The sequence below is a fragment of the Desulfofundulus sp. genome (genome assembly GCF_049701015.1).
In the GTDB taxonomy this organism is placed as follows: Bacteria; Bacillota; Desulfotomaculia; order Desulfotomaculales; family Desulfovirgulaceae; genus Desulfofundulus.
The window spans coordinates 1-26,272 of record NZ_JBNATZ010000009.1 but is presented as its reverse complement, the minus strand read 5'-3'; the positions used below and the strand labels follow the sequence as shown (position 1 = coordinate 26,272).

Sequence of the window (26,272 nt, the reverse complement as noted above, 5' to 3'; positions counted from 1 at the left end):
GTTTTTTTCTTTTAAAAAACATTGACAGGTGCCGGAAGGTAGATTAAACTGTATGTGGATTGATATTCATTCTCACTGTTACTGTGTCACACAAAAGATAATGATTATCATTAACCATACATTGTTCGGCCTAGGGGGGATTTACTGTGACCCTGGATCGGATGAAAAGAGGTCAGCGTTGCCGCATCTTATCGATACCCTCTGATCTCATTCGTGCACAGGCCCTGCGTTTCGGTATCGCCGAAGGGGAAGTTGTGACATGCAGTGAAGTAATACCCGGGGGACCGATAGTGATCAGTAAAAACCGTCAGGAGATCGCGATCGGTCGCAGGTTGGCAAGGGAGATCGAAGTGGAAGGGAGTTTTTAACCATGACCCACGGCCATTGTCCTGGCCTGGAAATAAAAGTGCCAGCCGGAGCCCGTCGCATCGTACTGGCCGGCAATCCCAATACGGGAAAATCGGTATTTTTCAACCACTTCACCGGCATTTACGTTGAAGTTTCCAACTACCCGGGGACAACTCTGGATATTTCCTGGGGGCGTTATGGCTCCGACGTGGTGATTGATACGCCGGGCGTTTACGGCATTTCTTCTTTTAACGATGAGGAACGCATTGCCCGCGATATCATCCTTTCCGCCGATCTTGTACTTAATGTCATCTCGGCCGTTCATCTGGAAAGGGATCTTTTCCTCACCCAACAAATCATCGATACCGGGGTGCCGGTAATCATTGCCCTGAACATGATGGATGATGCTACGAGGATGGGCATTGAAGTGGATGTGGAGCGATTGAGCCAGCTGCTGGGAGTACCGGTCATCCCTACGATAGCCGTGAAAAAGAAAGGGTTTGACCGCCTCAAGGCGGAACTTTTAACCGCCCGGCCGGGACACGTCACACCTGGATTGGAGGAAGATCTTAATCAACTGCTCAACCTGGTAGGTAGCCGGGGGGAGGCCCTGCTGATCCTCGAAGGGGACCCGGTGATTGCTGCTCGCCACGGCTGCGAGCCGGGCACCCGGCGGGAGGAAATTTACCGCCGCCGGAGAGAAAGGGTTAACGAGATCTGCCGGCAAGTTGTTCGAGAAATAAACCGGGGCGCCAGTGTAGCCACGATTTTGGGACGGTGGATGATCAAGCCTCTGACGGGGATTCCTATTTTATGCCTGGCGCTGTGGTTGATGTACAGGGTTATCGGTGTTTTTATTGCTGGTACGGTAGTAGGTATTACCGAGAAAATGGTCATGCAGGGTATTTACGAGCCTGCGGTACGTCAATTCATAGGACATTTTATACCACAATCTTCGATACCAGGTACTATTTTGATTGGCGACTTCGGCCTGCTCACCATGACGGTGACCTACCTGTTGGGATTATTGTTGCCTCTTGTGGTGGGGTTCTATTTCTTCCTTTCTCTATTTGAAGACTCGGGTTATTTACCTCGAATTGCGACCCTGGTCGACCGTTTGCTAAATTCCATCGGGCTAAATGGCAGGGGAGTAATCCCGATTATTCTGGGTTTTGGTTGCGTAACCATGGCCACCATCACCACCCGGCTCTTATCCTCGGACCGGGAGAGAAAGATCGCCATCTTTCTGCTGGGCTTAACCATACCCTGTTCAGCCCAGCTGGGTGTCATTGCCGGTATGCTGGCAACACTGGGACCACAGTACATAGCACTGTACGTCCTGGTAATTTTCAGCGTGCTGGTCATGGCAGGCACATTGCTTTCCACCCTGCTGCCCGGCAAATCGGCCGACCTGTTTATCGATTTGCCTCCCCTGAGATTGCCAAGGTTGGATAATGTATTGAAGAAGACCGGTACCAGGTCCTATCATTTTTTGAAGGAAGCCGCGCCGCTTTTCGCTCTGGGAGCACTGATCATCAGTACCTTTCAGGTAACGGGGATCCTGGAGTTCCTGCAAAACCTCCTGGCACCTGTTACTACAGGCTGGTTGGATCTTCCCCGCGAAGCCGCCACAGCTTTCATTATGGGGATTGTACGGCGTGATTTCGGAGCTGCCGGACTAACGGGCCTGGCCTTAAACCCGTTACAAACCATTGTAGCCTTGATCACCATCACATTGTTCGTACCCTGCATTGCATCTATAATGGTAATCTTCAAAGAGCGGACCAAAAAGGAAGCGCTTTTCATCTGGGGTAGCAGCTGGGTAGCAGCATTTCTCGTTGGCGGCTTGGTGGCCCAGCTGGCCCGGCTCTTTAACCCCACCGGTGGTAAAATACAGGTTCTGCCTGTAATGGTGGCCTTTACAGCCCTTAGCTTGGCCGTAGTGGGAATGTGCATCTTTTTGCGCCGGACCAAAAGCGATCAGCCATCTTCCGGTCTAAGAGCATAAGGACCTTAACGGCAGGGAGTTAAAGGGAGTTAAATATGGGAGGAATCGCAAATGCAATGGTCAAAAGGTATCTGCCCCTGTTGCGGTTATAAGGTATCAGATGGCAACGCTGTCCGCTGCCCCCGGTGCAACCACCTTTTACAGGTGCTTGACTGTTGCCAGGGCAGTTGCAGGAAGTGCACTACGGGGTGCATCGTCGCAGGACAGGAGAAACGCCGCCAGGGGAAGAGGTTAGTATAGAAATTAATGTTTATATGTTTTAGGGGTCGGATTTTTCAAAACCGACCCCTATTTTTAGCCAATCCAGCTTATACCGACATACAGATTGTCGAAAGTTGCATATAAATCAACAGAAAGGGGAGGTCAACTAATATGTCCCTCCTTGGTCTGCTGCTGGCGTGCCTGTTCTTTGCTGCTGGCCTGGCCGGAACTCTGGTACCGGCCCTACCCGGTGCACCGCTCATTTGGCTGGGAATGGTGGTTTATGGCCTTGTCACCGGTTTTTCCAACCTGGGGTGGAGCTTCTACCTGGGCCAATCACTGGCTCTCGCTCTGGTATTGATTCTGGATTACCTGGCTGGAACCTGGACAGTACGCCGCTATGGCGGTTCCGGTTATGCCATCTGCGGTAGCGTGGCCGGCACAGTCCTTGGATTAATCCTATTTAAAGCTACAGGGATGGTTTTTGGCCCTCTGCTGGGGGCCATAATAGGAGAACTATGCACACGCAAGAAGTCTTTAACCCGGGCTATTCTGGCTGGTTGGGGTTCCCTCGCTGACTTTACAGGGGGAACGGCCATCAAAATGGTTTTAGAGATTGGAATGCTCATCTGGTTTTTTTCAAGCGTCCGGTGATCTGCCAATCAGTACCTAATCCTGATAAGCACTTTTTTCCAAAAATTCTTCATCCAGGGGACCGCCCGCCATGTTCAGCTGAAAACTCTCAATTTCCTGGTTAGGACCGGGCTCACTCACCCTGGTTTCTTCCCCCGTATTTTCACCCGTGAGCTGGACATGCACCCGGCTGAACTGCCCCTTGCGTTTGACACGGTGCAATAGCAAAAGCACCCCCCAAAAAAGATTATTTCTGGCAACCCGATTCTGAAAAAGCTGTTTGGATATATCCTGTAAGTAAATCAGGCTGGAAAGCCCGGGTCAACGGGCAGGGAATCCCGGCGGCTGGCTTCTACCGCCAGCTGATCGCAGCGGTTGTTGTAGATATTGTCAGCATGCCCCTTTACCCAGACCCAGGTAATAGAGTGTCTGCCGGCCAGGGTAAGGATCTGCTGCCAGAGATCTACATTTTTGGCCGGTTCACCATTCTCCCGCCGCCAGCCATTGGCCTGCCAGCGTTTGGCCCACCCGCGGGTCATGGCATCCACAATATAACGGCTGTCGGTATATATGGTAACCCGGCAGGGCCGCTTCAATGCTCTCAACCCTTCAATTACGGCCATTAATTCCATGCGATTGTTCGTAGTTTGTGCATATCCTCCGGATAGCTCTTTAATGTGGTTACCGTAGCGTAAAACCACCCCGTAACCGCCGGGTCCAGGATTGCCGCTACAGGCACCATCAGTATAAATTTCCACTTCCGGCAGTTCAGCCATCAACATTTTCCCCCACAATACCAGCACACTCATTATTTTAACATCACCTTGACAGGGGTGCCAGTATAATCTTTACTTTAACGCCACCCTCCCGGCTATGCTTTTAACAGGGCTATAATAAACCTGCCTGGCCGGCACCTGTACGATTTCCCGCTCCGGATAGCGCAAAGCGGTTAACTTCCCCCCCATAACACAACCCTGATCAATATCGATGGTGTTATTGCGAAATACAGGCAGGGGGACTGGTGTATGTCCATAAACCACCAGGGCCTGTCCCCGGTATTCTCTGGCCCAATCCCGCCGCACGGGTAAGCCTTCTGGAGTAACTTCCCCGGTAGCATCGCCATAAAGGCAAAAATCTCTGATGCGGGGAGAAAGTCGGCCAATCATTTTCTCTTTAATCCCACCATGAACCGCCACCAGCCGTCCTCCGTCCAAAATGAGATAAGGTACGGCCTGGTGAAAGAATTGCAGGAAGCGACGGGAAAAGTTATCCCGTTCTGAGGAGCTTAACTGTTCCAGTTCCCGAATGGTTCTCTCCAGGCCGTGACGTACCTGTACCCGGTGTCCGGAAAGAAATCGGGCAAGTTTTCTACAGTGATTTCCTGGCACGTACATAGCGTGTCCCGCCTCCACCATATCCATGGCCAGGTTGATGGAGGCAATGTTAAAGGGTCCCCGGTCCCCCAGATCACCCAGGAAAATCACCTTCCTGTTTTCCGGGTGAAACCAGGTTCCCCCCCGGCGACTGTAACCCAACCGTGTAAGGAGCTCCTCCAATTCCACCAGACAGCCATGAACATCTCCGATGAGATCAAAAGGCCCTGTAGCCGGTGATTCCACGGGCAAAGGGACAATTTCCACCCGGACATTGCGTATTTCCTCGGGAGCGAGAATATACACCCGATCAAAGCCTTCACGGTGTACAGTGTTCAAGGTCTCCCGGAGCAAACGCTGGTGCTCGGTAATCACCCGGGACTCTACCACCCGCGTTCGCCTGGCATTAAGCCTCTGACAGAGCTCTTCCGGAAAATTGAAAACAATAAGGATGGTCTGGAAATCATGCCGGCGGGCCTGTTTTAACAGATCCTTGCGGGCACGGACAGTCAGAGCTGTAGAATCAGCTACCGTCAACCTCCCCAGAGTCAGACGCTGTTCAATGAGACAATGAAACACCTTAAAAGCCTGCGGTGAGGCAGCCATATTTTCTTCCTCATCACTGACCAGCGCACGGCAATGGTCAGAGGAGACAATCTGGGTATCTTTAAACCAGCGAGCTGCGAAAGTGGATTTACCACATCCGGCAGATCCACATAGAACAACGAGTGAAGTTTTTGGTATGGACAGGGTGATGGACATGCTTTCCCTCCTCAGAACATTGCTCAGAAGTACCATAACGGCATTTCTATCATCTCACCAGGTTCATTTCAATACACTTTATCTGCTAAGAGAAGACTCTTGTTTTTCCGCCGCAAGTATACTAAAATTTCTTTGGGAGTCATGCTCCCGGCGGTAAGTCGCCGGGAAATTTCTTTTTCCTGCAGGCTTTATCCAGGAGGTGGAATAAAGGTGGCCATTATTGAGATCAGAGTCATGAACCGCCCTTTTCTTCCTGATCCGGCAGGAGAAGAGGTTCTGTATGAGATAAAACATGCCTTGGGTATAGATACGGTGCAAAGGGTACGTACGGCCAAGGTTTACCGTTTTGAAGGCATCGACGAATCAAAGGCCTACCTGCTGGCCGAAAAACTGCTGGCTGAAGCAGTTTTCCAGGATTATACCATCAATGCCCCCATCATCAAAGACGCTCAGGTAGTAGTGGAAGTAGCATATAAACCGGGGGTTATGAACCCAGAGGCAGCATCGTTGATGAAGGCAGCCAGGGATCTGGGAATTGAGGGGTTGGTGGCTGCTGATTCCAGCCGGGAATACGGTTTTTACGGCCCGGATATCAATTCACGGGATATTGAAATTATCCTTGACCGACTGCTGGTTAATGCTACCGTGGAACGGGTGGTTACCGAAAAACCTGTCACCCTTCTCATTTCTGGTCAACCGGGCGGGACCGAAATCATCCCCTTGCGCGGGATGAGCGATACGGAACTGATGGAATTGAGCCGCGATAAACTTTTCCTGAACCTGGAAGAAATGCGTGCCATCCAGGATTACTTCAAAGCTATCGGCAGGGACCCCACGGATTGCGAAATAGAAACCCTGGCTCAAACCTGGTCCGAACACTGCGTCCACAAAACTTTCAAGGCACGCCTCCTGGTTGAAGGCAAAGAAAAGGAGCCTCTTTTAAAACGTTTGCAGGATGCAACTGCCAGAGCCAACCACCCCCTGGTGCTTTCAGCCTTTATTGATAATTCCGGGGTCATGGAGTTTTACGACGGTTGGGCTGTCTGCGGCAAAGTAGAAACCCATAACTCCCCTTCCGCTATTGAGCCCTACGGGGGGGCTATGACGGGTAGCGGAGGGGTATTCAGGGATATCATGGGTACGGGTCAGGGGGCCCGGGTAATCGCTTCTACAGATATTTTCTGCTTTGCACCCCCTGATACCCCCCGGGAAGATATACCCCCCGGTTGTCTCTCACCCCACTATTTGCTACGCCGGGTGGTGGCCGGGGTGCGAGACTACGGTAACCGCATGGGCATCCCAACAAATAACGGCTCGGTTCACTTCCACCGCGACTTCCGGGCCAAGCCCTCGGTAATCGTGGGAGCATACGGGCTGCTGCCTGTAGAACGCTGCCGGAAAGGCCAGCCCCGGCCGGGAGATCTGGCCGTAGTCATCGGTGGGAGGACGGGTCGGGACGGCATTCACGGAGCCACCTTTTCCAGTGGAGAAATGACCAGCCGGACTACAGAGGTCAACGCCAGTGCCGTTCAGATCGGCCATCCTATTGAAGAGAAACGCATCGCGGACGCCGTGCTGGCAGCCAGCGAAGCCGGCTTGATCAGGGCCATTACCGATTGTGGGGCAGGAGGATTTGCCTCGGCCCTGGGAGAAATGGGGGAGAAGACCGGTGTCAAAGTCTGGCTGGAGAAAGCGCCTTTGAAATACCAGGGACTTAAGCCCTGGGAGATATGGCTTTCCGAAAGCCAGGAGCGCATGGTCATAGCCGTATCCCCGGAAAATCTGGAGCATCTGCTGGAGATCTGCCGGGGGTTGAATGTGGAAGCTACCGTATTGGCGGAATTTACTTCCGACCGGAGGCTAGTGGTTACCTATAAGGATGAAATAATTTGCGATCTGGACATGGAATTTCTCCACCACGGTCTGCCCAAGCAGGTCCTCATAGCACGGTGGCAACAGCCGGCACTGGCAGACCCCCAGGTGTCAATTCCTGAAAACTGGACGCGGCTCTACTGTCAGGTGATGGGCCACTTGAATGTCTGCTCCAAGGAGCCCATTGTACGGATGTACGACCACGGAGTGCAGGGCTCCTGTGCCCTGGCACCCTTTGGCGGGGTCGAGCAGGACGGACCCAACGACGCGGTGGTCCTTACACCCCTGCCTGGTTCCCCCGCGGCGGTAATCATGAGCCACGGGCTGAATCCGGTCTTAAATCAAATAGATCCCTATTACGGCAGCCTTTGGGCAGCGACGGAAGCGGTTTCCAATGCTGTGGCGGTAGGGGCCAACCCCAAAGAACTGGTATTGATTGACAACTTTATCTGGCCCTTCCCCGACGAAGAAGCGCTCGGAGCACTGGACAGAGCCGTGGATGCCTGCGTAGATTTTGTACAGGCCACCGGAATGCCCTTTATTTCTGGCAAGGACAGCCTCTCCAGCACCTACCGCGGTGACGGTGGAGAAGTGATTAAAATCCCACCGGTACTCTGTGTATCCGTCTTCGGGCGTCTCCCAGATGTCAGGCAGACCGTTTCAGCAGACTTTAAGGGAAGCGGCAATTTAATTATCCTCGTGGGCCAGCGTAATCTTTCCGAAATGGCCGGGTCTGTTTATTTTGATTTAGCTGGTTACCTGGGGAAAAACCTGCCCCGGATCAATCTGGAGGTTGTCACACGGGTGTGGGAAGGCATTCACCGGGCTATCCAGCAAGAAAAGGTTCTGGCCTGTCACGATATCAGTGAAGGTGGGCTTGCTGCTACGCTGGCCGAGATGTGTTTTGGTGGAGGGGTAGGAGCACGGATCTCCATCCCTGCCAGTGAACGTCCCGATTATTTCCTGTTCAATGAAACCAGCGGGTGCTTCCTGGTTGAAATGAGCCCCATGGAAAAACCCGAGGAGATCTTTGCTGGTTTACCATACCTGGTGGTGGGGCAGACCACCGATGAGCCGGTAATTGTAGTGGAACAAGGGGGTAACAGTCTTTGCAGCGTCCCCCTGGCCGATTTGAAAAGGGCCTGGCAGGAACCCATGGCCCGGATCTTCGGAACCCCTGGCTCTGGTTATGACCGGGAGGTGAGATTGTGAAAAAACCACGGGTGTGTGTTTTGCGTACCGATGGCACCAATTGCGACCGTGAAACAGGTTACGCCTTTGAACGAGCCGGGGGGGACCCCCATCTGGTGCACGTCAACCAGCTGCGAACAGGGGAGAAAAAGCTTTCCGAGTATCAAATCCTGGTCATCCCCGGCGGCTTTTCCTACGGAGATGACGTACACTCGGGCAAAATACTGGCCGTGGAACTGACCTCTTTCCTGAAAGAACAGTTACAGCAATTTGTGGACAGCGGTAAGCCGGTACTCGGGATTTGCAACGGTTTTCAGGTACTCGTCCGTACCGGGCTTCTGCCTTCAGCTAAAATGGGGGATATCAGGACTACCCTCATGCATAACGACAGCGGTCGTTTCGAATGCCGCTGGGTTAACCTGGTGGTGGAAGAAACGCACTGTATCTTCACGCGAGGACTGACCGGCAGGGTATTGCATTTCCAGGCTGCCCATGGTGAAGGCAAGTTTTATACCGATGCCCGGACCCTGGCTGCCATCGAAGAGGGCAAGCAGGTCGTTTTTCGTTACGCCACCGGCAACGGTGTGCCCACAAGCATTTATCCCTATAACCCCAATGGTTCCCTGGCCGCCGTTGCCGGCATTTGTGATCCCAGCGGACGGGTCCTGGGGCTGATGCCCCATCCCGAACGTTTCGTAGATTTTACCCAGCACCCCAACTGGCGGCGCCAGCAATTCCACGAGCCCCACGGACTGCCCATTTTCCGCAATGCTGTGGTTTATGCTCAAGAGATGTAAGAAGAGGAGAACCGAAAGGATGAACATCCGTAAAGCCAGAATAACCGATATGGAATCGGTACACAGGTTAATCAGTTATTATGCCGACCAGGGACTGATGCTGGCCCGCCCCCGCTCCGCTCTGTATGAAGCCGTAAGGGAATTTACAGTAGCCGAAGAAAAAGGGGAAATTATAGGCGCAGGCTCGCTGCATATAATCTGGGAGGATCTAGCAGAAATCCGGGCCCTCGCAGTGGATCCTCGGTACACCCGTCGTGGCATTGGGCGCTGTCTGGTGCAATCCTTTCTCGAGGAAGCCCGCGAACTGGGACTCCCCCGTGTTTTTGCTCTCACTTACCAATCGGTTTTTTTTATCAAGTGTGGTTTTGAGCCCATCCCCAAGGAAAAGCTACCCCAGAAGGTGTGGAAGGAGTGTATCAACTGCCCCAAGTTCCCCAACTGTGAAGAGGAGGCAGTGATCATCGAACTGGTCAAACTTTGATTCTTTCGGATAAGCCCATCTCAACCTGAGGGAGAGAAAAATGGAAGACCTGCGGATTGCCCTGGTACAAATGCAAGTAACCATTGGTAACGTTAAAAAGAACCGGGATAAAATGGCCGCCTTTGTGAAAGAAGCAGCCGGTAAAAAGGCGGACATAATTCTTTTTCCTGAACTGTGCGTTCAGGGATATAACCGTGAAAGGGCCCGGGAATTTGCCGAGCCCATACCCGGAGAAAGCACAAACTACATCAGCCAGCTCGCCCGTTCTTTCAACATGGTCGTACTGGCGGGACTGGCTGAAGACTCCGGCGTGGAGAAACCTTACATCACTCAAGTCGTTGCCTACCCTGATGGGAGGATAGAAAAATACCGCAAAACACATCTGGGCAGGAGCGAAAAACCATATTTTACCCCCGGCGACCAGTTACCGGTATTTGAAACAGACAAGGCCCGTTTTGGCATCGAAATTTGCTGGGACCTGCATTTCCCCGAAGTTACGACCGTACTTTCCCTCCAGGGAGCAGAAATTATTTTTGCCCCCCACGCTTCACCAGTTATCGTAGGAGACCGCAGGGATATATGGCTCAAGTATCTGTCTGCCCGGGCTTACGATAACAGCGTGTTTGTAGCGGCCTGCAACCTGGTGGGACCGGCCGGGGAAAACCAGGAATTCTGTGGCGGCGCACTGGTTATTGATCCCAAGGGCAATGTGATAGCCGAAGATTTTCGGGGAAAGGAAGGATTGCTGGTGGCTGACCTGAACTCACAGCTTATCAACACCATCCGCTGCAATGAAGCTACCAGCATGCGCCATAGCTTTTACCTCCAGTCCAGAAGGCCTGAGCTATACCACATGTTAGTAAATACCGCGTTAAAAAATTAACCCCGGAGTTTTTCCGGGGTTAATCTGTTTGATTGAAGCAAAATTAATCCTCACGAGCAGCAGCCTGTTTCTTTTTGGCTTCCTCAAGAGCTTCCTCTTTGATCTTCAGAGCGTCTCCCATCACCATTCCAAATTGCAGCCATTTAAATCCAAACTGTAACAATTCCAGGTCATCGGTTTTAATCCGTTCCACAACCTCGGGCTCTACTTCGAACACATCCAGGAACCTGCTTTCAAAGATAAACCGCCTGAACTTGTCCAAATCATAACATGCCATGTAATACATTTGGACAATGCGCGGGTTCGCAACCTTTTCATTCAGCACCCGTGGACTATTGGACAGCATCTTGAAGATAGCCTCGACCTCTTCATAGACAAGCAATCCCTGTTCCTTGAGGTAGTCCTCAACATAGAGTTCTTTAGACTCTTCCAATCCCCGGCAACGGGACGGGTCGATTAAGATAGTGAACTGGTCGTATTCGGAGCCCCTGTCTAATGGAAACATACGACATGCCCACGGACGGTCATCATAAATTTGACATCCCCGGGGAGTTACAAAGGGGCACTGTCTATCCCGTTCTTCGTCCATTTTCAGCAGTACCACGGGTAACCCCGTTCCTTCTCCAATTAAGGAAATAGTATAACGATCCAAAAATTCTCCGGAGGAAAGTCCCAACCTTTTACGCATCCGTAATACATCAAAAGGTGAGAGATAAATGTTTACATCACGGCAACAATGGGTGAAACAGGAAAGCCCTGGATGGCATGAAAAATTAAACTTACTGTCACTGCTGAGGACCGGTTTCTCATTAGGCATAAACTATTTATCCCCTCTTCCCAATAAGTATATTTGTACTGCAAAAATATTTAGCAATCAGCTAGCTCGGGTTGCCATAAAAAGTACTGTAGCAGCTCGTCCTTCAAGGCTAACTCATTATAACCCCTTTTTATCCAAAATAGCAAGTGAATCTTTCCTACCAGTCCTGCCAAAAATAAAGGGGAAGGTAGCTTGAAACGACCCTTCCCCTGCTTGCTCAAACAGCGTATATGGCTCCTTTGGGACAGCGTGCTAAACAAGCCCCGCATTTCAAGCATTTCTGCCGGTCGATAAAATAGGGCTGGCCTTTCTTTCCCCCTATAATGGCTTTGGCAACACACTCCCGCGCACACAGGCCACAGGCAATACACTTTTCTTCGTCGACTACGTAGTTCAGCAAGGCCCGGCAGACTCCGGCAGGACACCGTTTTTCTCTGATATGAGCTTCATACTCGTCCCGAAAGTACCTCAAGGTAGAAAGAACAGGATTGGGTGCAGTCTGACCCAGGCCACATAGCGATGCATCCATAACCTCCCGAGAAAGCTCTTCAAGTTCATCAAGGTCTTCGATTTCTCCTCTTCCCTGAGTAATCCGTTCCAAAATTTCCAGCATGCGCTTTATTCCCACCCTGCAGGGAGTACACTGGCCACAGGATTCATCCTGGCTGAATTTCAGATAAAATTTTGCAATGTCAACAATACAATCAGTTTCATCCAGGACTATCATCCCCCCCGACCCCATCATGGATCCCAGCTGCTTTAAAGACTCATAATCAATGGGAGTATCCAGATAACGTTCCGGAATACATCCCCCGGAGGGGCCGCCTGTCTGTACCGCTTTGAATTGCCTTCCTTCAGGAATACCCCCGCCAATTTCAAAAACCACAGTGCGTAAAGTAGTGCCCATAGGTACCTCAATCAAACCAGTATTGAGGACCTTGCCGGCCAGAGAAAAAACCTTGGTACCGCGGCTGTTTTCTGTACCCAGGGAAGCGAACCAGGCAGGACCTTTACGAATTATCACGGGTATATTAGCAAAGGTTTCCACGTTATTCAAAAGGGTCGGTTTCCCCCATAAACCGCACTGAGCCGGGTAGGGAGGCCGTGGACGGGGTTCACCTCGCTCACCAACTGCTGAACGCAAAAGGGCGGTTTCCTCGCCACAAACAAAGGCACCGGCACCCAGGCGCAGGTCGATGTCAAACTCAAAACCGGTATTAAAGATGCGCCGCCCCAGTAATCCATACTGACGGGCCTGAGCAATGGCCCGCTCCAAACGGTCCACGGCAATGGGATACTCCGCTCGCACGTAGATATAACCCTCCCGGGCCCCAATGGCATAGCCGGCAATGGACATGGCCTCCAGCACGCTGTAAGGATCTCCCTCGAGAATACTCCGGTCCATAAAGGCTCCGGGATCCCCTTCGTCCGCATTACAAACAACATATTTTACCGGTCCTTCGGCAGCCGCTGTCAGCTCCCACTTGCGACCGGTAGGAAAACCAGCACCGCCTCTACCCCGTAAACCGGATTGCTTAACAGCATTCACCACCTGGTCCGGCGTCCAATTCAGCAAAACATCCGCCAGGGCAAAATAACCGTCACATGCTATGTATTCCGTAATATCTTCGGGGTTGATAAGGCCGCAATTGCGAAGAGCCACCCGGTACTGGGCACGGAAAAACCGGATATCAGCAAGTCGCTGCTTCTTTTCACCGGAAACCGGTTCCTCATAAAGCAGTCGTTCCACCACCTGACCGTCCACCAGATGTCTTTCTACAATTTCGGAGACATCTTCTTTTTTTACCGAACAATAAAGGGTTTGTCCCGGATAAATTACTACCAGCGGTCCCATTTTACAAAAGCCAAAACATCCTGTTTTAATTACCCGGGCGGGGACCTTCTTTAACCTGATCTGTCTTTCCAGTTCCTCCCTCACGTGATGGCTGGCTGAAGATGTACAACCCGTACCGGTGCAGACCAGTACCTGCCAGCCGGGGGCAGCGCCCGGTTCTCCCCTGCGAGCGTTAATGTCCGGGAGCCGTTTCTTCCGGATATCGATGAGGTCGTTCATACTGTTGATCATTGACAATCACCTCCCTGTGCCGGTACTTCCGCAGCAGCCTGGCGACATCCTGACGGCGAAACTTCCCGTAAACCTCACCCTCAACCGTCAACACCGGTGCCAACCCACAGGCACCCAGGCAGCGAGTGCTTTTCACTGTAAAGAGACCGTCGCCAGAAGTATCACCGTCGTGGAGCTCCAGCTGGCGTCTGAACTCTTCCAGAATGCCCTGGGCGCCCTGTACGTAACAGGCTGTTCCCAGGCATATATTGATGCTGTATTTTCCCCGGGGCTCTGTGTGAAAAAGGGCGTAAAAAGTAACTACTCCGTGAACATCACTTACAGGCATATCCAGCTTGCGTGCAATATATGTTTGAACCTCTTCCGGCAGGTAACCAAAAATCTCCTGAGCCTCTTTCAGGATTCGGATCAACTGTCCCTCCTGCTGGCCGTAGCGTTCGAGCACCTCGTCCAGCTGGCGGTATTTTTCATCCAGCTCTTTCTCCCCGTTGGCCACGGCTTTCACCTCCTGAAGGATAGTTTGCCGTGGTAAGAATTAATAAATTCCCTTGTAAGACGGATTATTTATGCAAAAGATGGTAATCCTATAATATAGTGAGGAAAAATCTGTGGGGAGGATTTTGATAGTGAAATTAGCTAAATTCCCTCGCCAGGCCCTATATCTTGCCTACCATTCATGGCAAAAGCGCCGGCGGCGGGGTGAGCTTCTGCGTTACTACGTTAGAGCGGGCACAGACAGCCGGAACAGGATTGCCCGCTGGCTGGATTTTTACGGTACCCTGTTAATACTATGGTTGGTCAGTTTCGTGTTTTTAACAAAGTTCTGGCCGGCCCAAACCGCCTTGTTTTTTTCTGTAGTCCTGGTAAGTTCCACCGGTTTTTGGGCGGCAAAGCTCCAGAAGAAAAGGCTTCAAACAGAAACCCTTTATCGTAAGCTGCGCATTTTAGCTGAACAGTACCGGGAGAAACTGAAGCAGTTCAAAAGTGATGAAGAACTGGCCTCCTTTTTATGGCCGATCCTGGCAAGTCTGCCCCAGTTCGAGCGGGTACAACCAAAGGGCAGGAAAAGAAGTAAGACAAATGATGTGCCGTCAGGGGTCATCCAGGCAACCTATTGTAATTTACCCGTGCTCGTCGAGTTTATACCGGCGAGCAAGAGTCCGGTGGAGGTATCCGTGGTACATAGTCTGGTCAAGACGATGAAAAAGCAGGGTTTTCACCACGCTTTGCTTATTACCCCCGGAGAATTCGCCCCTGATACCAGAAAGCTGGTTGCTTCCCTGCGCAGGCAATACCATATAGCCCTGGTACCCGAAAAGGAACTGTTGTACCTCGTGGCCCAGGCGGAAAAAATACAGGCAGAGAAAATAAAAGAGTCTCAAGGCCACTTTACAACGGGAATTACAGTCTCCCTCCCATCCTTTTCTGCTCTTAAGCGAGTGACTCTCGATTATAAAAAGGTGCGCGTTTACCTGACTGCCGGAGCATTTTTAATTGGATTCCATTTCCTGTTAGGGACACAGAACCCGGCCGGCAAGGTCTACTTTCCCCTGGCCGCACTGAATCTTGTACTGGCGTTACTTTCCCTTGTTTTCGGGGAAAGGGAAATGGAACCACCGGATCTCCACGACCTGCAACCTGAGACATAAAGAACTCCCGGTAACATACCACTTTTCAAACGGGAAACACCGAAAAAATGTGGGGCCACCGTGAAAAGGCGGCCCCTTCAATTATCCTGAGAATACTACATAGAATTGATGTAAATTACTAAATATCGATATGTAACCTGTTTGAGGTGTTACGATGCACGATCCGGGAAAAATATCAGGTCTCCAGGTAGTGTATTTGCTAATCAACGTTGTCGGTGCCACAGCCCTGGTTGTTTTACCCGGGTTAACTGCATCAATAGTAGAAAGGGATGCCTGGATAGCCCCGGTTTTGGCCACCCTTTCTGGTTTCTACGTCATCATGGTAATCACAGCTCTGGGCCGGCATTTTCCCGACCGGACCTTTGTGGAGTATGTGGAAAAATTACTGGGCCCCTGGCTGGGGAAAGTTCTTGCCTTTTTTTATGTACTGTTCTTTCTGCATATAAACGGAGTAATTGTACGGGAATTCGGTGAACTGGTCGCCGCCACCATTATGCCCCAGACCCCGCAGGTAGCTTATGCCTGTTTAATAGTTCTTGTCTGCAGCTACGGGGTGTACCATGGCCTGGAGGTAATAGCCCGGGTCATGGAACTGGTTTATCCCATGATGCTTACCCTTTTCGGCCTGATTCTCATTCTGGTGTCGGGTCATATTGAGCTGGCCAACCTTTTCCCGATGTTCCAACATGATTTTAAAACGATCATCCGGGCAACACTCGATCCTGCTGCCTGGCAGAGCGAGATGTTTATCCTGGGTATGTTCCTCCCATGTCTTGCCAGACCCGATCAGGCCCGGCGCAACGGGATGATTGCTGTAGCAGCCATCGGTTCAATCCTTACTGTAAACGCGCTTGCCTGTACCGCCGTCTTCGGTGTTTCCACAGGAAGGTTTAATTTCCCCACCTTTGAACTTGTAAAGCTGGCCGGCTTTGGCACCTTTCTAACCCATCTCGATGCCATCTGGATTATAATTTGGATCGTGGGTATTTTTGGTAAAGTAGCCTTGTTTCATTACGCAGCGGTTATGGGCACTGTCCAGCTACTCAAACTTAAAGACCATCGAATCATTATCACCCCCCTCAGCATTCTTCTTGTTACCCTGTCCCTGTGCCAGTTCAAAAACCTGACGGAAATGGTGGCCTGGATTAACGGCCCCTTTATTCCTTACGCGTATCTACTTGAAGTGGGCATCCCGACCTTTTTGCTTTTGCTGGCTTTCCTTAGGGGCAAACCGGCCTTCAAAGGCAATCCATCAAAGTAAACCGGATATTCGGGTGGGCCTAAAAAAGAAGCAGCAGGACTTAACCTGCTGGCCTTTGACTAAACAGAGATGGCGGGAGTGTGTGAGAATCGAACTCACCCGGGACGGGACTACCGCCCCACAACTGGTTTTGAAGACCAGGAGGGCCACCAGGCCCCATCCACCCCCTCGAAAATTTTCGAAACTTCGGTAGTATTATAACACAAGTAAATTGAGACAGGCAAACCCTAAAAACAAACAACCCTTCTCCATGGACTGCCATTGATTTTATGGGGAAAATATAATACCCTAAGATAGAGAGTTGTCCAAAAGGGTGCTTTGAGAAGGATTTTACCAGTTAACCGTGGAATAATACGTAAAGCCGGGGTTTGAGTTGATCGGGGGCAGGTGAGCTTTTTAGAAAAAGATGCGGGAATTATTTGAGGAAATTAAAGATGAATTGGCCATTGTAGAACGGGAATTGCAAGCCACCTTGCAAACCCCGGACCCTTTTCTTACTGAAACATCCACCCATCTTTTAAAAGCAGGGGGAAAGCGCCTTCGCCCCGCCTTCAGCTTATTAGGGGGTAAATGCGCCAATTTTCACCTGGAGCGGGTCCTGCCGCTGGCGGTGGCTCTGGAACTAATTCATATGGCCACCCTCGTCCACGATGATGTGGTGGACGCAGCCATGACACGCCGCGGTGTACCTACTATTAAGGCGCGCTGGGGAAACCGGATTTCCACCCATGTTGGAGATTACCTGTTTGCCCAATCCCTGATTTTGATTGCCAGTTACGACGAACCATTAATACCCCGGGTACTGGCCAATACCAGTGTAAAAATGTGCGAAGGTGAGATCCAGCAAATTTCCGGTTCCTTTGATACCGGGCAAACGGTGAAGGATTATTTTTATCGCATTAACCGTAAAACCGCCCTGCTCATCGCTGCCAGCTGTCAGTTGGGAGCTGTAGCCTGTGGTGCTCCCAGGGAAATACACCTTGCCTTACGCCGGTACGGGCACAATATCGGGATGGCCTTTCAAATAACCGATGACATCCTGGACCTGGTGGCTGAGCAGTACCAACTCGGCAAACCAGTGGGCAGCGACTTGCGCCAGGGTATCATTACCCTGCCGGTTATTTATGCTCTGGAACACAGCCCTCAGCGGGAGCGTTTAAAAACATTGATCGTATCCCGGGAAAAAAATGAGGAGCAAATCCAGGAAGCAATTGCTCTCGTCCAGCATTGCGGAGGGATCAGATATTCCATTAAGGTAGCCCAGAAATACATATTGAAGGCTAAAGCTGCTCTACAACAGTTACCCGATCGTCCTGCCAAGAAAAATTTAGAAGCCATTGCAGATTTTATAGGAATCAGAAAATTCTAGATTGAAGGGTTGATCTGTTTTGCCGAAATGCTATCCGGTTTCTTTAATTTTACCCCAGCGCCGGTGTCTGGTGGTAGGCGGTGGTGGTGTAGCGGAGCGTAAAGTGTTATCCCTCCTGGACTGTGGGGCTGAAGTAATGGTTGTAAGTCCTACTCTCACCCCTCGCTTACAGGAATTGGCAGGTGAGGGGAGAATCAGCTACCGGCAGGGGGAATACAGAACCGATGACCTTACAGGTGCCTTTTTAGTAATTGCCGCCACAAATCAAGATGAAGTCAACCGCCGGGTAGCAGAGGAGGCAGGGGCTAGAAATATGCTTGTGAACGTGGTGGACGACCCACCATACGGTAATTTTTATGTCCCGGCAGTAGTAAGGCGGGGCTCCCTGCAAATCGCTATCTCCACCGATGGCAAGAGTCCCATGCTGGCCCGAAAGATTAAAGAAGAACTTGAACAACGCTATGGCCCGGAATACGGTCTTCTGGTTGATTTAATCGGTGAAATACGTCATGATATTTTAGAGAATATGGTCGATTCCCGAAAAAGGCGAGACCTGTTGACAAGCATTGTGGATGAACAGGTTTTACATTTGCTGGCCAGCGGAGATCTGGAGCAGGCAAAGGAGCGGGTAATTAATGCTTATCATCGCGGTCGGAGTGAACCATAGAACAGCACCAGTGGAAATAAGGGAACGGCTTTCTTTCTCGGAACATTCTCTGGAAACATCTCTAGCCAGATTAAACAGTTATCCCGCTATTGAAGGTTGTGTCATCCTGTCCACCTGTAACCGTACGGAAATTTACGCTGCCACAAGGGAACTGGACGAAGGATTAAATGCCGTATGGGACTTCTTATCGTGTAAATCGGAAGTAGACATTTCTGAGATTAAAAACTATACCTATGCCCATGCTCTTTATGATGCCATCCGCCATCTGTTCCGGGTGGCTGCAGGACTGGATTCCATGATCCTGGGGGAAACTCAGATTCTGGGTCAGGTGCGTCACGCCTACCAGCTGGCCTGCCGGTTCGGAGCAACCAACCGGGTACTGAACACCCTGTTCCAGCAGGCCATCACTGTAGGTAAACGAGTGCGCACAGAAACAGGTATCGATCAAAATGCTGTATCCATCAGCTATGCCGCCGTGGAGCTGGCCAAACAACAATTCAAGGACTTGTCCGGACGCTCAGTATTAATTATCGGTGCAGGTAAGATGAGCGAGCTGACTGCCCGCCATCTTGTAGCCAACGGAGTCTCGGGAGTAATTGTTTCTAACCGCTCTTACCAGCGGGCTGTGAACCTGGCCGACCAATTTAACGGCAAGGCAGTGAAATTCGACCAACTTTACCACTATATCGAAGATGCGGATATTATCATCAGCTGTACTGCGGCATCCCACTATGTGGTACGACTCAACGACGTCGCGGAAGCTATCACGCGCCGCCAGGGCCGGCACTTGATGATCATCGATATTGCAGTACCGCGGGACATTGACCCGGCAGTCGGCCGGTTACCGGGAGTAACCCTTTATGATATAGATGACTTGCAACAAGTGGTCGATCAAAACCTGGCCCAGCGTAAAAAGGCAGCCGTGGTAGCAGAGAGCATCATAGAAGAAGAACTGGATCAATTTATGCAGTGGTTGAGTATGCAGTTTGTCGTGCCCACCATTGCAGCCTTAAAACAACGGGGGGAAGAAATCAAACAAAAGGAACTGCGCCGGGCACTCAACCGTCTGGGGGACATTTCCGAACACGATCGCAAGGTGGTCAGCTCCCTGGCCAATTCCATTGTCAACCAGCTGTTACATGTCCCGGTAGCTCAACTTAAAGCCTATGCCCTCACCCCTGAGGGTCACCTCTACATGAAAGTACTGCAAAACCTATTCAAGCTGGAAATCCCGGGGGAACAATCCCAGAGCGGCAAAAAGTCTGTGCAGGGTAACCTTGCCACCGGAAGGTAGGGGTACCGGTTGCCAGGCTCCTGACAGGAGAGCGGGCCTTATTTACGGAGGAGAATTTGATGAAGCAAGAAATTATCATCGGTACCCGGGACAGTCAGCTGGCCATGTGGCAGGCCCGGTGGGTACTGGAAAAACTGCAAAAGTTAAATCCAGGGAAAAGATTTATCCTGCGCGGCATGAAAACCCGGGGAGACCACATACTGGATGTAGCCCTGGCTAAAATAGGGGATAAAGGCCTGTTCACTAAAGAACTGGAAGCAGCTCTATCGGCACGGGAAATCGATATGGCGGTTCATAGCATGAAAGACCTGCCCACCCGGTTACCCGAGGGTTTAATCATCGGTGCTTTCTGTCAGAGGGAATACCCGGGGGACGTATTGATTTCCCGGCACGGCCTTACGCTGGATGCGTTACCCCCAGGTGCCCGCATTGGGACAAGTAGCTTGCGCCGTACTGCTCAGATACTCCATTTCCGGCCCGACTTCAACGTAATTACCATCCGGGGGAACTTGAACACCCGGCTACGCAAATTGGAGGAATTAAATCTGGATGCTATAATTCTGGCCTACGCAGGAATACACCGCCTGGGATGTGATGAACGCATCACACAGCTCATCCCCTTTGATGTCTGCCTGCCCGCAGCAGGCCAGGGGGCTATTGCCGTTGAAATCCGTGCAAACGATCCTGAAATTGACGACTTAATTCGTCCGCTTGATGACCATGATTCCCGGGCAGCCATTACCGCCGAAAGAGCCCTGATGAGGAAACTGGAAGGCGGCTGTCAGGTACCCATTGGTGCCCTGGGACGGGTTCAACATAACCAATTACTCCTGGAAGGTAGTGTGGCCAGTCTTGACGGCAGCCATCTGATCCGGGACAGAATTTCCGGCCCGCCAGACCAGGCAGAACAACTGGGAGAAGAACTGGCCACCCGGTTAATAGGAATGGGGGCGGGGGAAATTTTGGAAAAGGCGCGACGGGAGTTTGATCTGAAATGAAAAAGGGAACTGTTTACCTGGTAGGAGCAGGTCCCGGGGATCCGGGGCTGATTACTGTTAAGGGTTTAAAGTGTATCCAAAATGCAGACGTCATTGTTTACGACCGCCTGGCCAGTCCCAGGCTATTATCCCATGCTGCTCCCGGAACAGAGCTGATTTATGTGGGTAAAAGCCCTGACGGACATGCAATGCCCCAGGAAGAAATCAACCAGCTCCTGGTAGAAAGAGCACTGAAGGGACAGGTAGTTGTGCGCCTGAAAGGGGGAGACCCCTTTGTTTTTGGGCGGGGGGGAGAAGAGGCCGAGGCTCTGGCGGAAGCAGGTGTGAAGTTTGAAGTTGTACCGGGAATTACTTCCGCTGTTGCCGTACCGGCCTATGCAGGCATTCCGGTTACCCACCGGGAATGGACTTCAACTCTGTCAATCATCACAGGCAACGAGGACCCCTCCAGGAAAAGTTCCCGCATTAACTGGGAAAAGCTGGCTACTGGAGTGGATACATTGGTTTTTTTAATGGGCATGACCAACCTGGAATCAATTGTCAAACAACTCACCAGGTACGGCCGTGATCCCCAAACACCGGTAGCCGTAATCCGCTGGGGGACCCGTCCTGAACAAAAAACGGTAGTAGGTACTTTAGAGAATATTGTTTCCCGGACTATGGAAGCAGGTATCACAAACCCGGCTGTGATCATTGTAGGTGAAGTAGTCACCCTGCGAGAAAAACTGTCCTGGTATGAGAACAAGCCCCTTTTCGGTACGCGTGTACTGGTCACCCGCAGCCAGGAACAGGCCAGCCAGTTATCCCAGGCCATTGAAGCACTGGGAGGAGAAGCACTGGAGTTCCCTACTATCCAGATCGTGGAACCGGAAAGCTATGAACCCATGGATACAGCCATTGCCCGGCTGGATTCCTACCGCTGGATTATCTTTACAAGTGTTAATGGTGTACGGTTCTTCTTTGCCCGCTTGCTGCAACAGGGAAAAGACGTACGGGATCTAAAAGGGGTAAATCTTTGCGCCATCGGCCCCAAAACCAGAGAAGCCCTCGAAAGGTATGCTCTAAAAGTTACGTACGTACCTGACGAATACCGGGCGGAACAAATCATTGCCGGTCTAAAAGACCGGATCAAACCTGGTGAGCGCATCCTTCTACCCCGGGCGGACATTGCTCGAAAAGTACTGGCTGAACTGCTGTCGAACCTGGGAGCGATAGTTGACGAGGTAGTGGCCTATCGGACCATCCCCGCCGGGACAGATGCCAGGCTGGTAAGACAAATGCTGGCTGAAGGGAAAATTCACATAATTACGTTTACCAGTTCGTCCACTGTACGTAATTTTGTTAAAATGCTGGAGGAAGACCAGTTGCCCCGCCTGCTACAGGGGGTAACGGTGGCCTGTATCGGGCCGGTTACCGCCCATACTGCCCGGGAATTAGGCTTGCCCGTGCACGTACAGGCGCGCCGGTACACCATTGAAGGCCTGCTGGAGGTCGTTGTTGAAGCAGCCATGGGGAGGAATAAATCAAAATGATCTCCATCAGTAAATTACTCCTGGATAGCACCAGCTTCGGTGATAAACTACGTTACAACCCTTCCTCCCGTGATCAAATTCATGGAACAACCCCGGGCCAGGGCCCGGTGGTGGTATGGAACATGACCCGCACATGCAACCTCCGGTGTATTCACTGTTATGCCAGTGCGGATAACTTGCGGCAACCGGGTGAGCTAACTACGCACGAAGCAAAAAAATTTATTGATGACCTTGCCGCTTTCAGGGTCCCGGTACTTTTATTTTCAGGCGGCGAACCTTTAACACGCGAGGACTTTTTTGAACTGGCCGCCTATGCCACCAGCAGGGGCATCCGTACCACCGTTTCCACCAACGGCACCCTGATTACACCTGCTGTAGCCCGGCGGTTGAAGGAAATAGGCGTTGGATACGTAGGTATCAGCCTGGACGGCATCGGGGAAAACAACGACCGCTTCCGGGGCCGGCCGGGAGCTTTTCAAGCCGCCCTGGAGGGCATCCGCAACTGCTTGGCGGTGGGGCAGCGGGTAGGTTTGCGCTTTACCATAAACCGGCACAACTTTCATCAGATGGAGGCCATCTTTGACCTCATTGAACGGGAAAACATCCCCCGGGTATGTTTTTACCACCTGGTTTACAGCGGCCGGGGGAAGGGAATGTTAAACGACGATGTCACCCACCAGGAGTCCCGGGCTGCCCTGGACCTGATTATGGAACGGACACTCGATTTCCACCGCCGCGGTTTTTCCAAAGAGATTTTGACCGTGGATAATCACGCTGATGGCGTTTATGTATACTTAAAATTGCGTGAAACCAATCCCCAGAGGGCGGAACGGGCCTACCAGTTGCTTTTGCAGAACGGGGGCAACCGTTCCGGCGTAGCTATTGCCGCTGTGGACTGGGAAGGCAACGTCCACCCGGACCAGTTCACCCCCCAGTACACCTTTGGTAATGTGCGGGAGAAAAGCTTCGGTGAAATCTGGACAGATCTCTCCCAGCCCATTCTGGCCGGGTTGAAAAACCGCCGGTCCCTTTTAAAAGGGCGCTGTGCCCGCTGCCGGTGGCTGGAAATATGTAACGGCAATTTCCGTACCAGAGCAGAAGCAGTATTTAACGATTTCTGGGCGCACGACCCCGCCTGCTACTTGACGGATGAAGAAATCGGTATTGCTTATTAAAAAAAGGAGGTGCATCAGGTGGCCTTCCCCATAACCCGTCCCCGCCGTCTGCGGGTAAAAGAAAACATTCGCCGGCTGGTGAGGGAAACCTGCCTGACAACAGACGACCTTATCTACCCGCTTTTTGTCACCCATGGACAGAGGGTTCAAAACGCTGTGGACGCCATGCCCGGAGTATATAATTTTTCTCTTGATATGCTTCTGGAAGAGGTGGCCAGGGTAGCTGACGTGGGTATCCCAGGCATCCTCCTCTTTGGTATTCCCAGGGAAAAAGATGAGACAGCACGAGAGGCTTATGACGACGAAGGGATCGTACAGCAGGCCGTGCGCGTAATTAAGAAGAATTTCCCCGAACTGGTAGTAATCACCGACGTTTGCCTTTGTGAATATACCTGCCATGGCCACTGTGGAGTAGTGGAAAACGAAGTCATTCTCAATGACCCGACTCTTGAGCTCCTGGCCCGTACAGCCCTTTCGCATGCCCGGGCGGGAGCCGACATGGTAGCCCCTTCTGACATGATGGACGGCCGGGTAGCAGCCATCCGCCGTGCTCTGGATGAAGCTGGCTATCAGAACGTATCCATCATGTCCTATGCTGCCAAGTATGCATCGGCATATTATGGGCCTTTCCGGGAAGCAGTTGGTTCGGCACCACAGTTTGGGGACCGCCGGTCTTACCAGATGGACCCCCCCAATGCCCGGGAGGCTTTGCGGGAAATAGCCCTGGATATTGAAGAAGGAGCGGACATTATCATGATCAAGCCCGCCCTGGCCTACCTGGATATCGTCCGGCAGGTGCGGGATACTTTTAACCACCCCATAGCAGTTTATAATGTCAGCGGAGAATATGCCATGGTCAAGGCTGCAGCCTTGCAGGGCTGGATTGACGAACGCCGGGTTGTCCTGGAAACGCTAACCGGAATGAAAAGAGCAGGGGCTGACATTATCATCACTTACCACGCCAGGGATGTGGCACGCTGGTTGAGGGAAGGTTAGGCTTAGAGAGGGTGTTTAACCATGCTGGTTTCCTGGAATACGACCAACGCCTGCAATTTGACCTGCCGGCACTGCTACCGGGACGCTGGTGCCAGAATGGAAGAAGAATTAAATACTTCCGAAGCTGCCAATCTAATTAGCGAAATTGCCCGGGCCGGTTTTAAAATCATGATCTTCAGCGGGGGCGAGCCCCTTTTGCGGCCCGATATATACGAGCTGGTAGAATATGCAGCCCGCAAAGGCCTGCGCCCTGTCTTTGGTACCAATGGCACTTTAATTACCGGCAGTGTTGCAGAAAAATTGAAGCAAGCCGGAGCACTGGCCATGGGGATCAGCCTGGACAGCACTGAACCGGAACAACACGACCGCTTTCGTGGTGTCCAGGGAGCCTGGCAGGCGGCAGTTGAGGGCATGGAAGCCTGCCGGAAAGCCGGCCTCCCCTTTCAAATTCATACCACGGTAGTAGAATGGAACTACGAACAGGTAGAGGCGTTAACCGACCTGGCCGTGCATATGGGAGCCGTGGCCCACCACGTATTTTTCCTGGTACCCACCGGGAGAGCCGCGAACATGGAAGAGGAATCCCTGAGAGCCGAACAATATGAACGCTTGCTACACCGGTTAATGAAGAAACAAAAAGAAGTGCCTATTGAAGTTAAACCCACATGCGCCCCCCAGTTTATGCGCATTGCCGCCCAAATGGGCTTAAAACTGCGCTTTCAAAAGGGATGCCTGGCCGGCACGGGATATTGTATCATAAGTCCGAGGGGAGACATCCAGCCCTGTGCCTATTTAAACATCCCTGCAGGCAATGTACGGGAAACTCCTTTCAGCCTTATCTGGCAGCACAGCACTATCTTCAAAAGGCTGCGTACCGGCGATTACGGCGGTGCTTGCGGAAGCTGTAACTACCGTAACCTTTGCGGTGGTTGCCGGGCCCGGGCATATCTCTACTACGGGGACTATATGGCAGAGGATCCCTGGTGCCTTTACCGGAGGGAATAATTTATGAGCCTGGATAATCTGGATAAACAACTGCTGAACATAATCCAAAGCAATCTCCCCATCGAACCCGAGCCCTACCGGAAACTCGCCGAAACCCTTGGGACAACCGAAGAGGATATTTTGGCCCGGCTAAAACGTCTCATTGAAAAAGGGGTTATCAGGAGGCTGGGCCCCATTTTTGACTCCCGCCTTGTAGGTTATAGCGGAACGTTATGCGCCATGAAGGTGCCGGCCGATAGAATTGAGGAAGTGGCAGCGGTGATAAACAGTTTTCCTGGCGTAACCCATAATTATTTGCGGGATCACATGTACAATATGTGGTTTACGCTACTGGTGGAATCCGGGGTTAAGCTGGAAAATACCCTGGAGGAAATCAAAAAGCGCACTGGTATAGAAAATATGCTCCATCTCCCGGCCTTAAGGATTTTTAAAATCAGGGTGAATTTTGAGCTGGGGGAGGATGAAAATGCTTAACCAGCTGGAGAAAGACATTATTCGCACTTTGCAGGAAGGCCTTCCCCTGGTCAGCCGTCCCTTTCTGGTTCTGGCGCAAAAACTTGGGATCAGTGAAGAAGAGCTTTTATCCAGGGTCCGGGACCTGGTCGAGCGGGGGATAATCCGGCGGTTTGGGGCCGCGGTACGCCATCAGGATCTGGGATATATCTTCAATGCCATGGTGGTCTGGCAGGTACCGGAAGAACGTATAGAAGAAGTGGGCAGGCTGATGGCATCTTTTGACGAGGTTTCCCATTGCTACCAGCGACCCGCCCGGCCACCCGAATGGCCTTACAACCTGTTCACGGTAGTACACGGACAAACGGCCCAGGATTGCAGGGAGATTGCCGCGCGGCTCTCCAGGGCCAGCGGGATTACA

The 26,272-nt window shown here is 51.7% G+C and carries 26 protein-coding genes and 1 tRNA gene; 20 read left to right on the top strand and 7 right to left on the bottom strand.

Annotated elements, in window-relative coordinates; all coding sequences use genetic code 11:
- Nucleotides 1-146 precede the first annotated feature (146 nt).
- The 4 genes from ACPLUI_RS01435 (at nt 147) to ACPLUI_RS01420 (ending at nt 3,211) form a co-directional block, all read left to right on the top strand.
- A complete protein-coding gene (locus ACPLUI_RS01435) occupies nt 147-368 on the top strand; it encodes a FeoA family protein (protein WP_424658488.1) in 222 nt (73 codons plus the stop codon).
- A 2-nt stretch (nt 369-370) separates the two neighbouring features.
- Nucleotides 371-2,356, top strand: a complete 1,986-nt coding sequence (feoB, locus tag ACPLUI_RS01430) for a ferrous iron transport protein B (RefSeq protein WP_424658487.1) — start codon at nt 371-373, stop codon at nt 2,354-2,356.
- Nucleotides 2,357-2,407: 51 nt separating this feature from the next.
- The gene (locus ACPLUI_RS01425; RefSeq protein WP_424658486.1) at nt 2,408-2,596 is read left to right on the top strand and encodes a hypothetical protein; all 189 of its coding nucleotides are present in this window, start codon (nt 2,408-2,410) and stop codon (nt 2,594-2,596) included.
- A 132-nt stretch (nt 2,597-2,728) separates the two neighbouring features.
- The gene (locus tag ACPLUI_RS01420; RefSeq protein ID WP_424658485.1) at nt 2,729-3,211 is read left to right on the top strand and encodes a DUF456 domain-containing protein; all 483 of its coding nucleotides are present in this window, start codon (nt 2,729-2,731) and stop codon (nt 3,209-3,211) included.
- Nucleotides 3,212-3,226: 15 nt separating this feature from the next.
- Here the strand turns inward: ACPLUI_RS01420 and ACPLUI_RS01415 are convergent, their stop codons facing one another.
- The 3 genes from ACPLUI_RS01415 to ACPLUI_RS01405 form a co-directional block, all read right to left on the bottom strand.
- Nucleotides 3,227-3,418, bottom strand: coding sequence for a hypothetical protein (locus ACPLUI_RS01415; protein ID WP_424658484.1), 192 nt, complete (start codon nt 3,416-3,418; stop codon nt 3,227-3,229).
- A 74-nt stretch (nt 3,419-3,492) separates the two neighbouring features.
- A complete protein-coding gene (gene rnhA, locus ACPLUI_RS01410; RefSeq protein WP_424658483.1) occupies nt 3,493-3,999 on the bottom strand; it encodes a ribonuclease HI in 507 nt (168 codons plus the stop codon).
- Nucleotides 4,000-4,038: 39 nt separating this feature from the next.
- A complete protein-coding gene (locus ACPLUI_RS01405) occupies nt 4,039-5,325 on the bottom strand; it encodes an AAA family ATPase (protein ID WP_424658482.1) in 1,287 nt (428 codons plus the stop codon).
- Nucleotides 5,326-5,535: 210 nt separating this feature from the next.
- On the opposite strand from ACPLUI_RS01405, the gene purL reads away from it, so the two are divergent.
- Genes purL through ACPLUI_RS01385 form a run of 4 tightly spaced genes read left to right on the top strand, consistent with a single transcriptional unit; the run spans nt 5,536 to nt 10,549 of the window.
- Entirely contained in the window at nt 5,536-8,409 is a 2,874-nt protein-coding gene (gene purL, locus ACPLUI_RS01400) for a phosphoribosylformylglycinamidine synthase subunit PurL (RefSeq protein WP_424658481.1), read from the top strand.
- Nucleotides 8,406-9,185, top strand: coding sequence for a phosphoribosylformylglycinamidine synthase I (purQ, locus tag ACPLUI_RS01395; RefSeq protein WP_424658480.1), 780 nt, complete (start codon nt 8,406-8,408; stop codon nt 9,183-9,185). Before purL ends, purQ begins: the two co-directional genes overlap by 4 nt.
- Nucleotides 9,186-9,204: 19 nt before the next feature.
- Nucleotides 9,205-9,666, top strand: coding sequence for an N-acetyltransferase (locus tag ACPLUI_RS01390; protein WP_424658479.1), 462 nt, complete (start codon nt 9,205-9,207; stop codon nt 9,664-9,666).
- Between the two features lie 40 nt (nt 9,667-9,706).
- The gene (locus ACPLUI_RS01385; RefSeq protein ID WP_424658478.1) at nt 9,707-10,549 is read left to right on the top strand and encodes a nitrilase family protein; all 843 of its coding nucleotides are present in this window, start codon (nt 9,707-9,709) and stop codon (nt 10,547-10,549) included.
- 43 nt (nt 10,550-10,592) lie between these two features.
- Here the strand turns inward: ACPLUI_RS01385 and ACPLUI_RS01380 are convergent, their stop codons facing one another.
- The 3 genes from ACPLUI_RS01380 to ACPLUI_RS01370 all read right to left on the bottom strand — a co-directional run bounded on the left by ACPLUI_RS01380 (nt 10,593) and on the right by ACPLUI_RS01370 (nt 13,948).
- Entirely contained in the window at nt 10,593-11,366 is a 774-nt protein-coding gene (locus tag ACPLUI_RS01380) for a YkgJ family cysteine cluster protein (protein WP_424658477.1), read from the bottom strand.
- 217 nt (nt 11,367-11,583) lie between these two features.
- Nucleotides 11,584-13,452, bottom strand: a complete 1,869-nt coding sequence (locus ACPLUI_RS01375) for an NADH-ubiquinone oxidoreductase-F iron-sulfur binding region domain-containing protein (RefSeq protein ID WP_424658476.1) — start codon at nt 13,450-13,452, stop codon at nt 11,584-11,586.
- A complete protein-coding gene (locus ACPLUI_RS01370) occupies nt 13,394-13,948 on the bottom strand; it encodes an NAD(P)H-dependent oxidoreductase subunit E (RefSeq protein WP_424658475.1) in 555 nt (184 codons plus the stop codon). Before ACPLUI_RS01370 ends, ACPLUI_RS01375 begins: the two co-directional genes overlap by 59 nt.
- Nucleotides 13,949-14,078: 130 nt before the next feature.
- Between ACPLUI_RS01370 and ACPLUI_RS01365 the strand changes: the two genes are divergently transcribed.
- On the top strand, nt 14,079-15,101 hold the full coding sequence (locus tag ACPLUI_RS01365) for a restriction endonuclease (protein ID WP_424658474.1): 1,023 nt from the start codon (nt 14,079-14,081) through the stop codon (nt 15,099-15,101).
- 154 nt (nt 15,102-15,255) lie between these two features.
- Nucleotides 15,256-16,362, top strand: coding sequence for a GerAB/ArcD/ProY family transporter (locus ACPLUI_RS01360; RefSeq protein ID WP_424658473.1), 1,107 nt, complete (start codon nt 15,256-15,258; stop codon nt 16,360-16,362).
- A gap of 70 nt (nt 16,363-16,432) precedes the next feature.
- Here ACPLUI_RS01360 and ACPLUI_RS01355 read toward each other — a convergent pair.
- A tRNA-Sec gene (locus ACPLUI_RS01355) sits at nt 16,433-16,530 on the bottom strand.
- Nucleotides 16,531-16,768: 238 nt separating this feature from the next.
- On the opposite strand from ACPLUI_RS01355, the gene ACPLUI_RS01350 reads away from it, so the two are divergent.
- The 10 genes from ACPLUI_RS01350 to ACPLUI_RS01305 all read left to right on the top strand — a co-directional run.
- Nucleotides 16,769-17,731 carry a polyprenyl synthetase family protein gene (locus tag ACPLUI_RS01350; protein ID WP_424658472.1) on the top strand — a complete coding sequence of 321 codons (963 nt, stop codon included), beginning with the start codon at nt 16,769-16,771 and terminating at the stop codon, nt 17,729-17,731.
- Nucleotides 17,732-17,750: 19 nt separating this feature from the next.
- The gene (locus ACPLUI_RS01345) at nt 17,751-18,398 is read left to right on the top strand and encodes a precorrin-2 dehydrogenase/sirohydrochlorin ferrochelatase family protein (RefSeq protein WP_424658471.1); all 648 of its coding nucleotides are present in this window, start codon (nt 17,751-17,753) and stop codon (nt 18,396-18,398) included.
- A complete protein-coding gene (hemA, locus tag ACPLUI_RS01340) occupies nt 18,367-19,692 on the top strand; it encodes a glutamyl-tRNA reductase (RefSeq protein WP_424658470.1) in 1,326 nt (441 codons plus the stop codon). The genes ACPLUI_RS01345 and hemA overlap by 32 nt, the downstream gene beginning before the upstream one ends.
- 59 nt (nt 19,693-19,751) lie before the next feature.
- A complete protein-coding gene (hemC, locus tag ACPLUI_RS01335) occupies nt 19,752-20,690 on the top strand; it encodes a hydroxymethylbilane synthase (RefSeq protein ID WP_424658469.1) in 939 nt (312 codons plus the stop codon).
- Nucleotides 20,687-22,222, top strand: coding sequence for a uroporphyrinogen-III C-methyltransferase (gene cobA / locus ACPLUI_RS01330; RefSeq protein ID WP_424658468.1), 1,536 nt, complete (start codon nt 20,687-20,689; stop codon nt 22,220-22,222). The genes hemC and cobA overlap by 4 nt, the downstream gene beginning before the upstream one ends.
- Nucleotides 22,219-23,397: a putative heme d1 biosynthesis radical SAM protein NirJ1 gene (nirJ1, locus tag ACPLUI_RS01325; protein ID WP_424658467.1), complete on the top strand. Its 1,179-nt coding sequence runs from the start codon at nt 22,219-22,221 to the stop codon at nt 23,395-23,397. Before cobA ends, nirJ1 begins: the two co-directional genes overlap by 4 nt.
- Nucleotides 23,398-23,415: 18 nt before the next feature.
- Nucleotides 23,416-24,393, top strand: coding sequence for a porphobilinogen synthase (gene hemB, locus ACPLUI_RS01320; RefSeq protein ID WP_424658466.1), 978 nt, complete (start codon nt 23,416-23,418; stop codon nt 24,391-24,393).
- A 21-nt stretch (nt 24,394-24,414) separates the two neighbouring features.
- Entirely contained in the window at nt 24,415-25,398 is a 984-nt protein-coding gene (gene nirJ2 / locus ACPLUI_RS01315) for a putative heme d1 biosynthesis radical SAM protein NirJ2 (protein WP_424658465.1), read from the top strand.
- Between the two features lie 3 nt (nt 25,399-25,401).
- Nucleotides 25,402-25,872 (top strand): AsnC family transcriptional regulator, encoded by a 471-nt coding sequence (locus tag ACPLUI_RS01310; RefSeq protein WP_424658464.1) that lies wholly within the window; start codon nt 25,402-25,404, stop codon nt 25,870-25,872.
- The coding region (locus ACPLUI_RS01305) for an Lrp/AsnC family transcriptional regulator (protein WP_424658463.1) at nt 25,865-26,272 on the top strand (408 nt) is incomplete at its 3' end. The genes ACPLUI_RS01310 and ACPLUI_RS01305, both read left to right, overlap by 8 nt.

Excerpts from the sequence above, each read along its gene's own strand:
- feoB (WP_424658487.1), top strand. The coding sequence starts at position 371 with ATGACCCACGGCCATTGTCCTGGCCTGGAAATAAAAGTGCCAGCCGGA.
- ACPLUI_RS01425 (WP_424658486.1), top strand. The coding sequence starts at position 2,408 with ATGCAATGGTCAAAAGGTATCTGCCCCTGTTGCGGTTATAAGGTATCA.
- ACPLUI_RS01420 (WP_424658485.1), top strand. The coding sequence starts at position 2,729 with ATGTCCCTCCTTGGTCTGCTGCTGGCGTGCCTGTTCTTTGCTGCTGGC.
- rnhA (WP_424658483.1), bottom strand. The coding sequence starts at position 3,999 with ATGAGTGTGCTGGTATTGTGGGGGAAAATGTTGATGGCTGAACTGCCG.
- ACPLUI_RS01405 (WP_424658482.1), bottom strand. The coding sequence starts at position 5,325 with ATGTCCATCACCCTGTCCATACCAAAAACTTCACTCGTTGTTCTATGT.
- ACPLUI_RS01390 (WP_424658479.1), top strand. The coding sequence starts at position 9,205 with ATGAACATCCGTAAAGCCAGAATAACCGATATGGAATCGGTACACAGG.
- ACPLUI_RS01385 (WP_424658478.1), top strand. The coding sequence starts at position 9,707 with ATGGAAGACCTGCGGATTGCCCTGGTACAAATGCAAGTAACCATTGGT.
- ACPLUI_RS01380 (WP_424658477.1), bottom strand. The coding sequence starts at position 11,366 with ATGCCTAATGAGAAACCGGTCCTCAGCAGTGACAGTAAGTTTAATTTT.
- ACPLUI_RS01375 (WP_424658476.1), bottom strand. The coding sequence starts at position 13,452 with ATGATCAACAGTATGAACGACCTCATCGATATCCGGAAGAAACGGCTC.
- ACPLUI_RS01360 (WP_424658473.1), top strand. The coding sequence starts at position 15,256 with ATGCACGATCCGGGAAAAATATCAGGTCTCCAGGTAGTGTATTTGCTA.
- ACPLUI_RS01350 (WP_424658472.1), top strand. The coding sequence starts at position 16,769 with ATGCGGGAATTATTTGAGGAAATTAAAGATGAATTGGCCATTGTAGAA.
- hemA (WP_424658470.1), top strand. The coding sequence starts at position 18,367 with ATGCTTATCATCGCGGTCGGAGTGAACCATAGAACAGCACCAGTGGAA.
- hemC (WP_424658469.1), top strand. The coding sequence starts at position 19,752 with ATGAAGCAAGAAATTATCATCGGTACCCGGGACAGTCAGCTGGCCATG.
- cobA (WP_424658468.1), top strand. The coding sequence starts at position 20,687 with ATGAAAAAGGGAACTGTTTACCTGGTAGGAGCAGGTCCCGGGGATCCG.
- nirJ1 (WP_424658467.1), top strand. The coding sequence starts at position 22,219 with ATGATCTCCATCAGTAAATTACTCCTGGATAGCACCAGCTTCGGTGAT.
- nirJ2 (WP_424658465.1), top strand. The coding sequence starts at position 24,415 with ATGCTGGTTTCCTGGAATACGACCAACGCCTGCAATTTGACCTGCCGG.
- ACPLUI_RS01310 (WP_424658464.1), top strand. The coding sequence starts at position 25,402 with ATGAGCCTGGATAATCTGGATAAACAACTGCTGAACATAATCCAAAGC.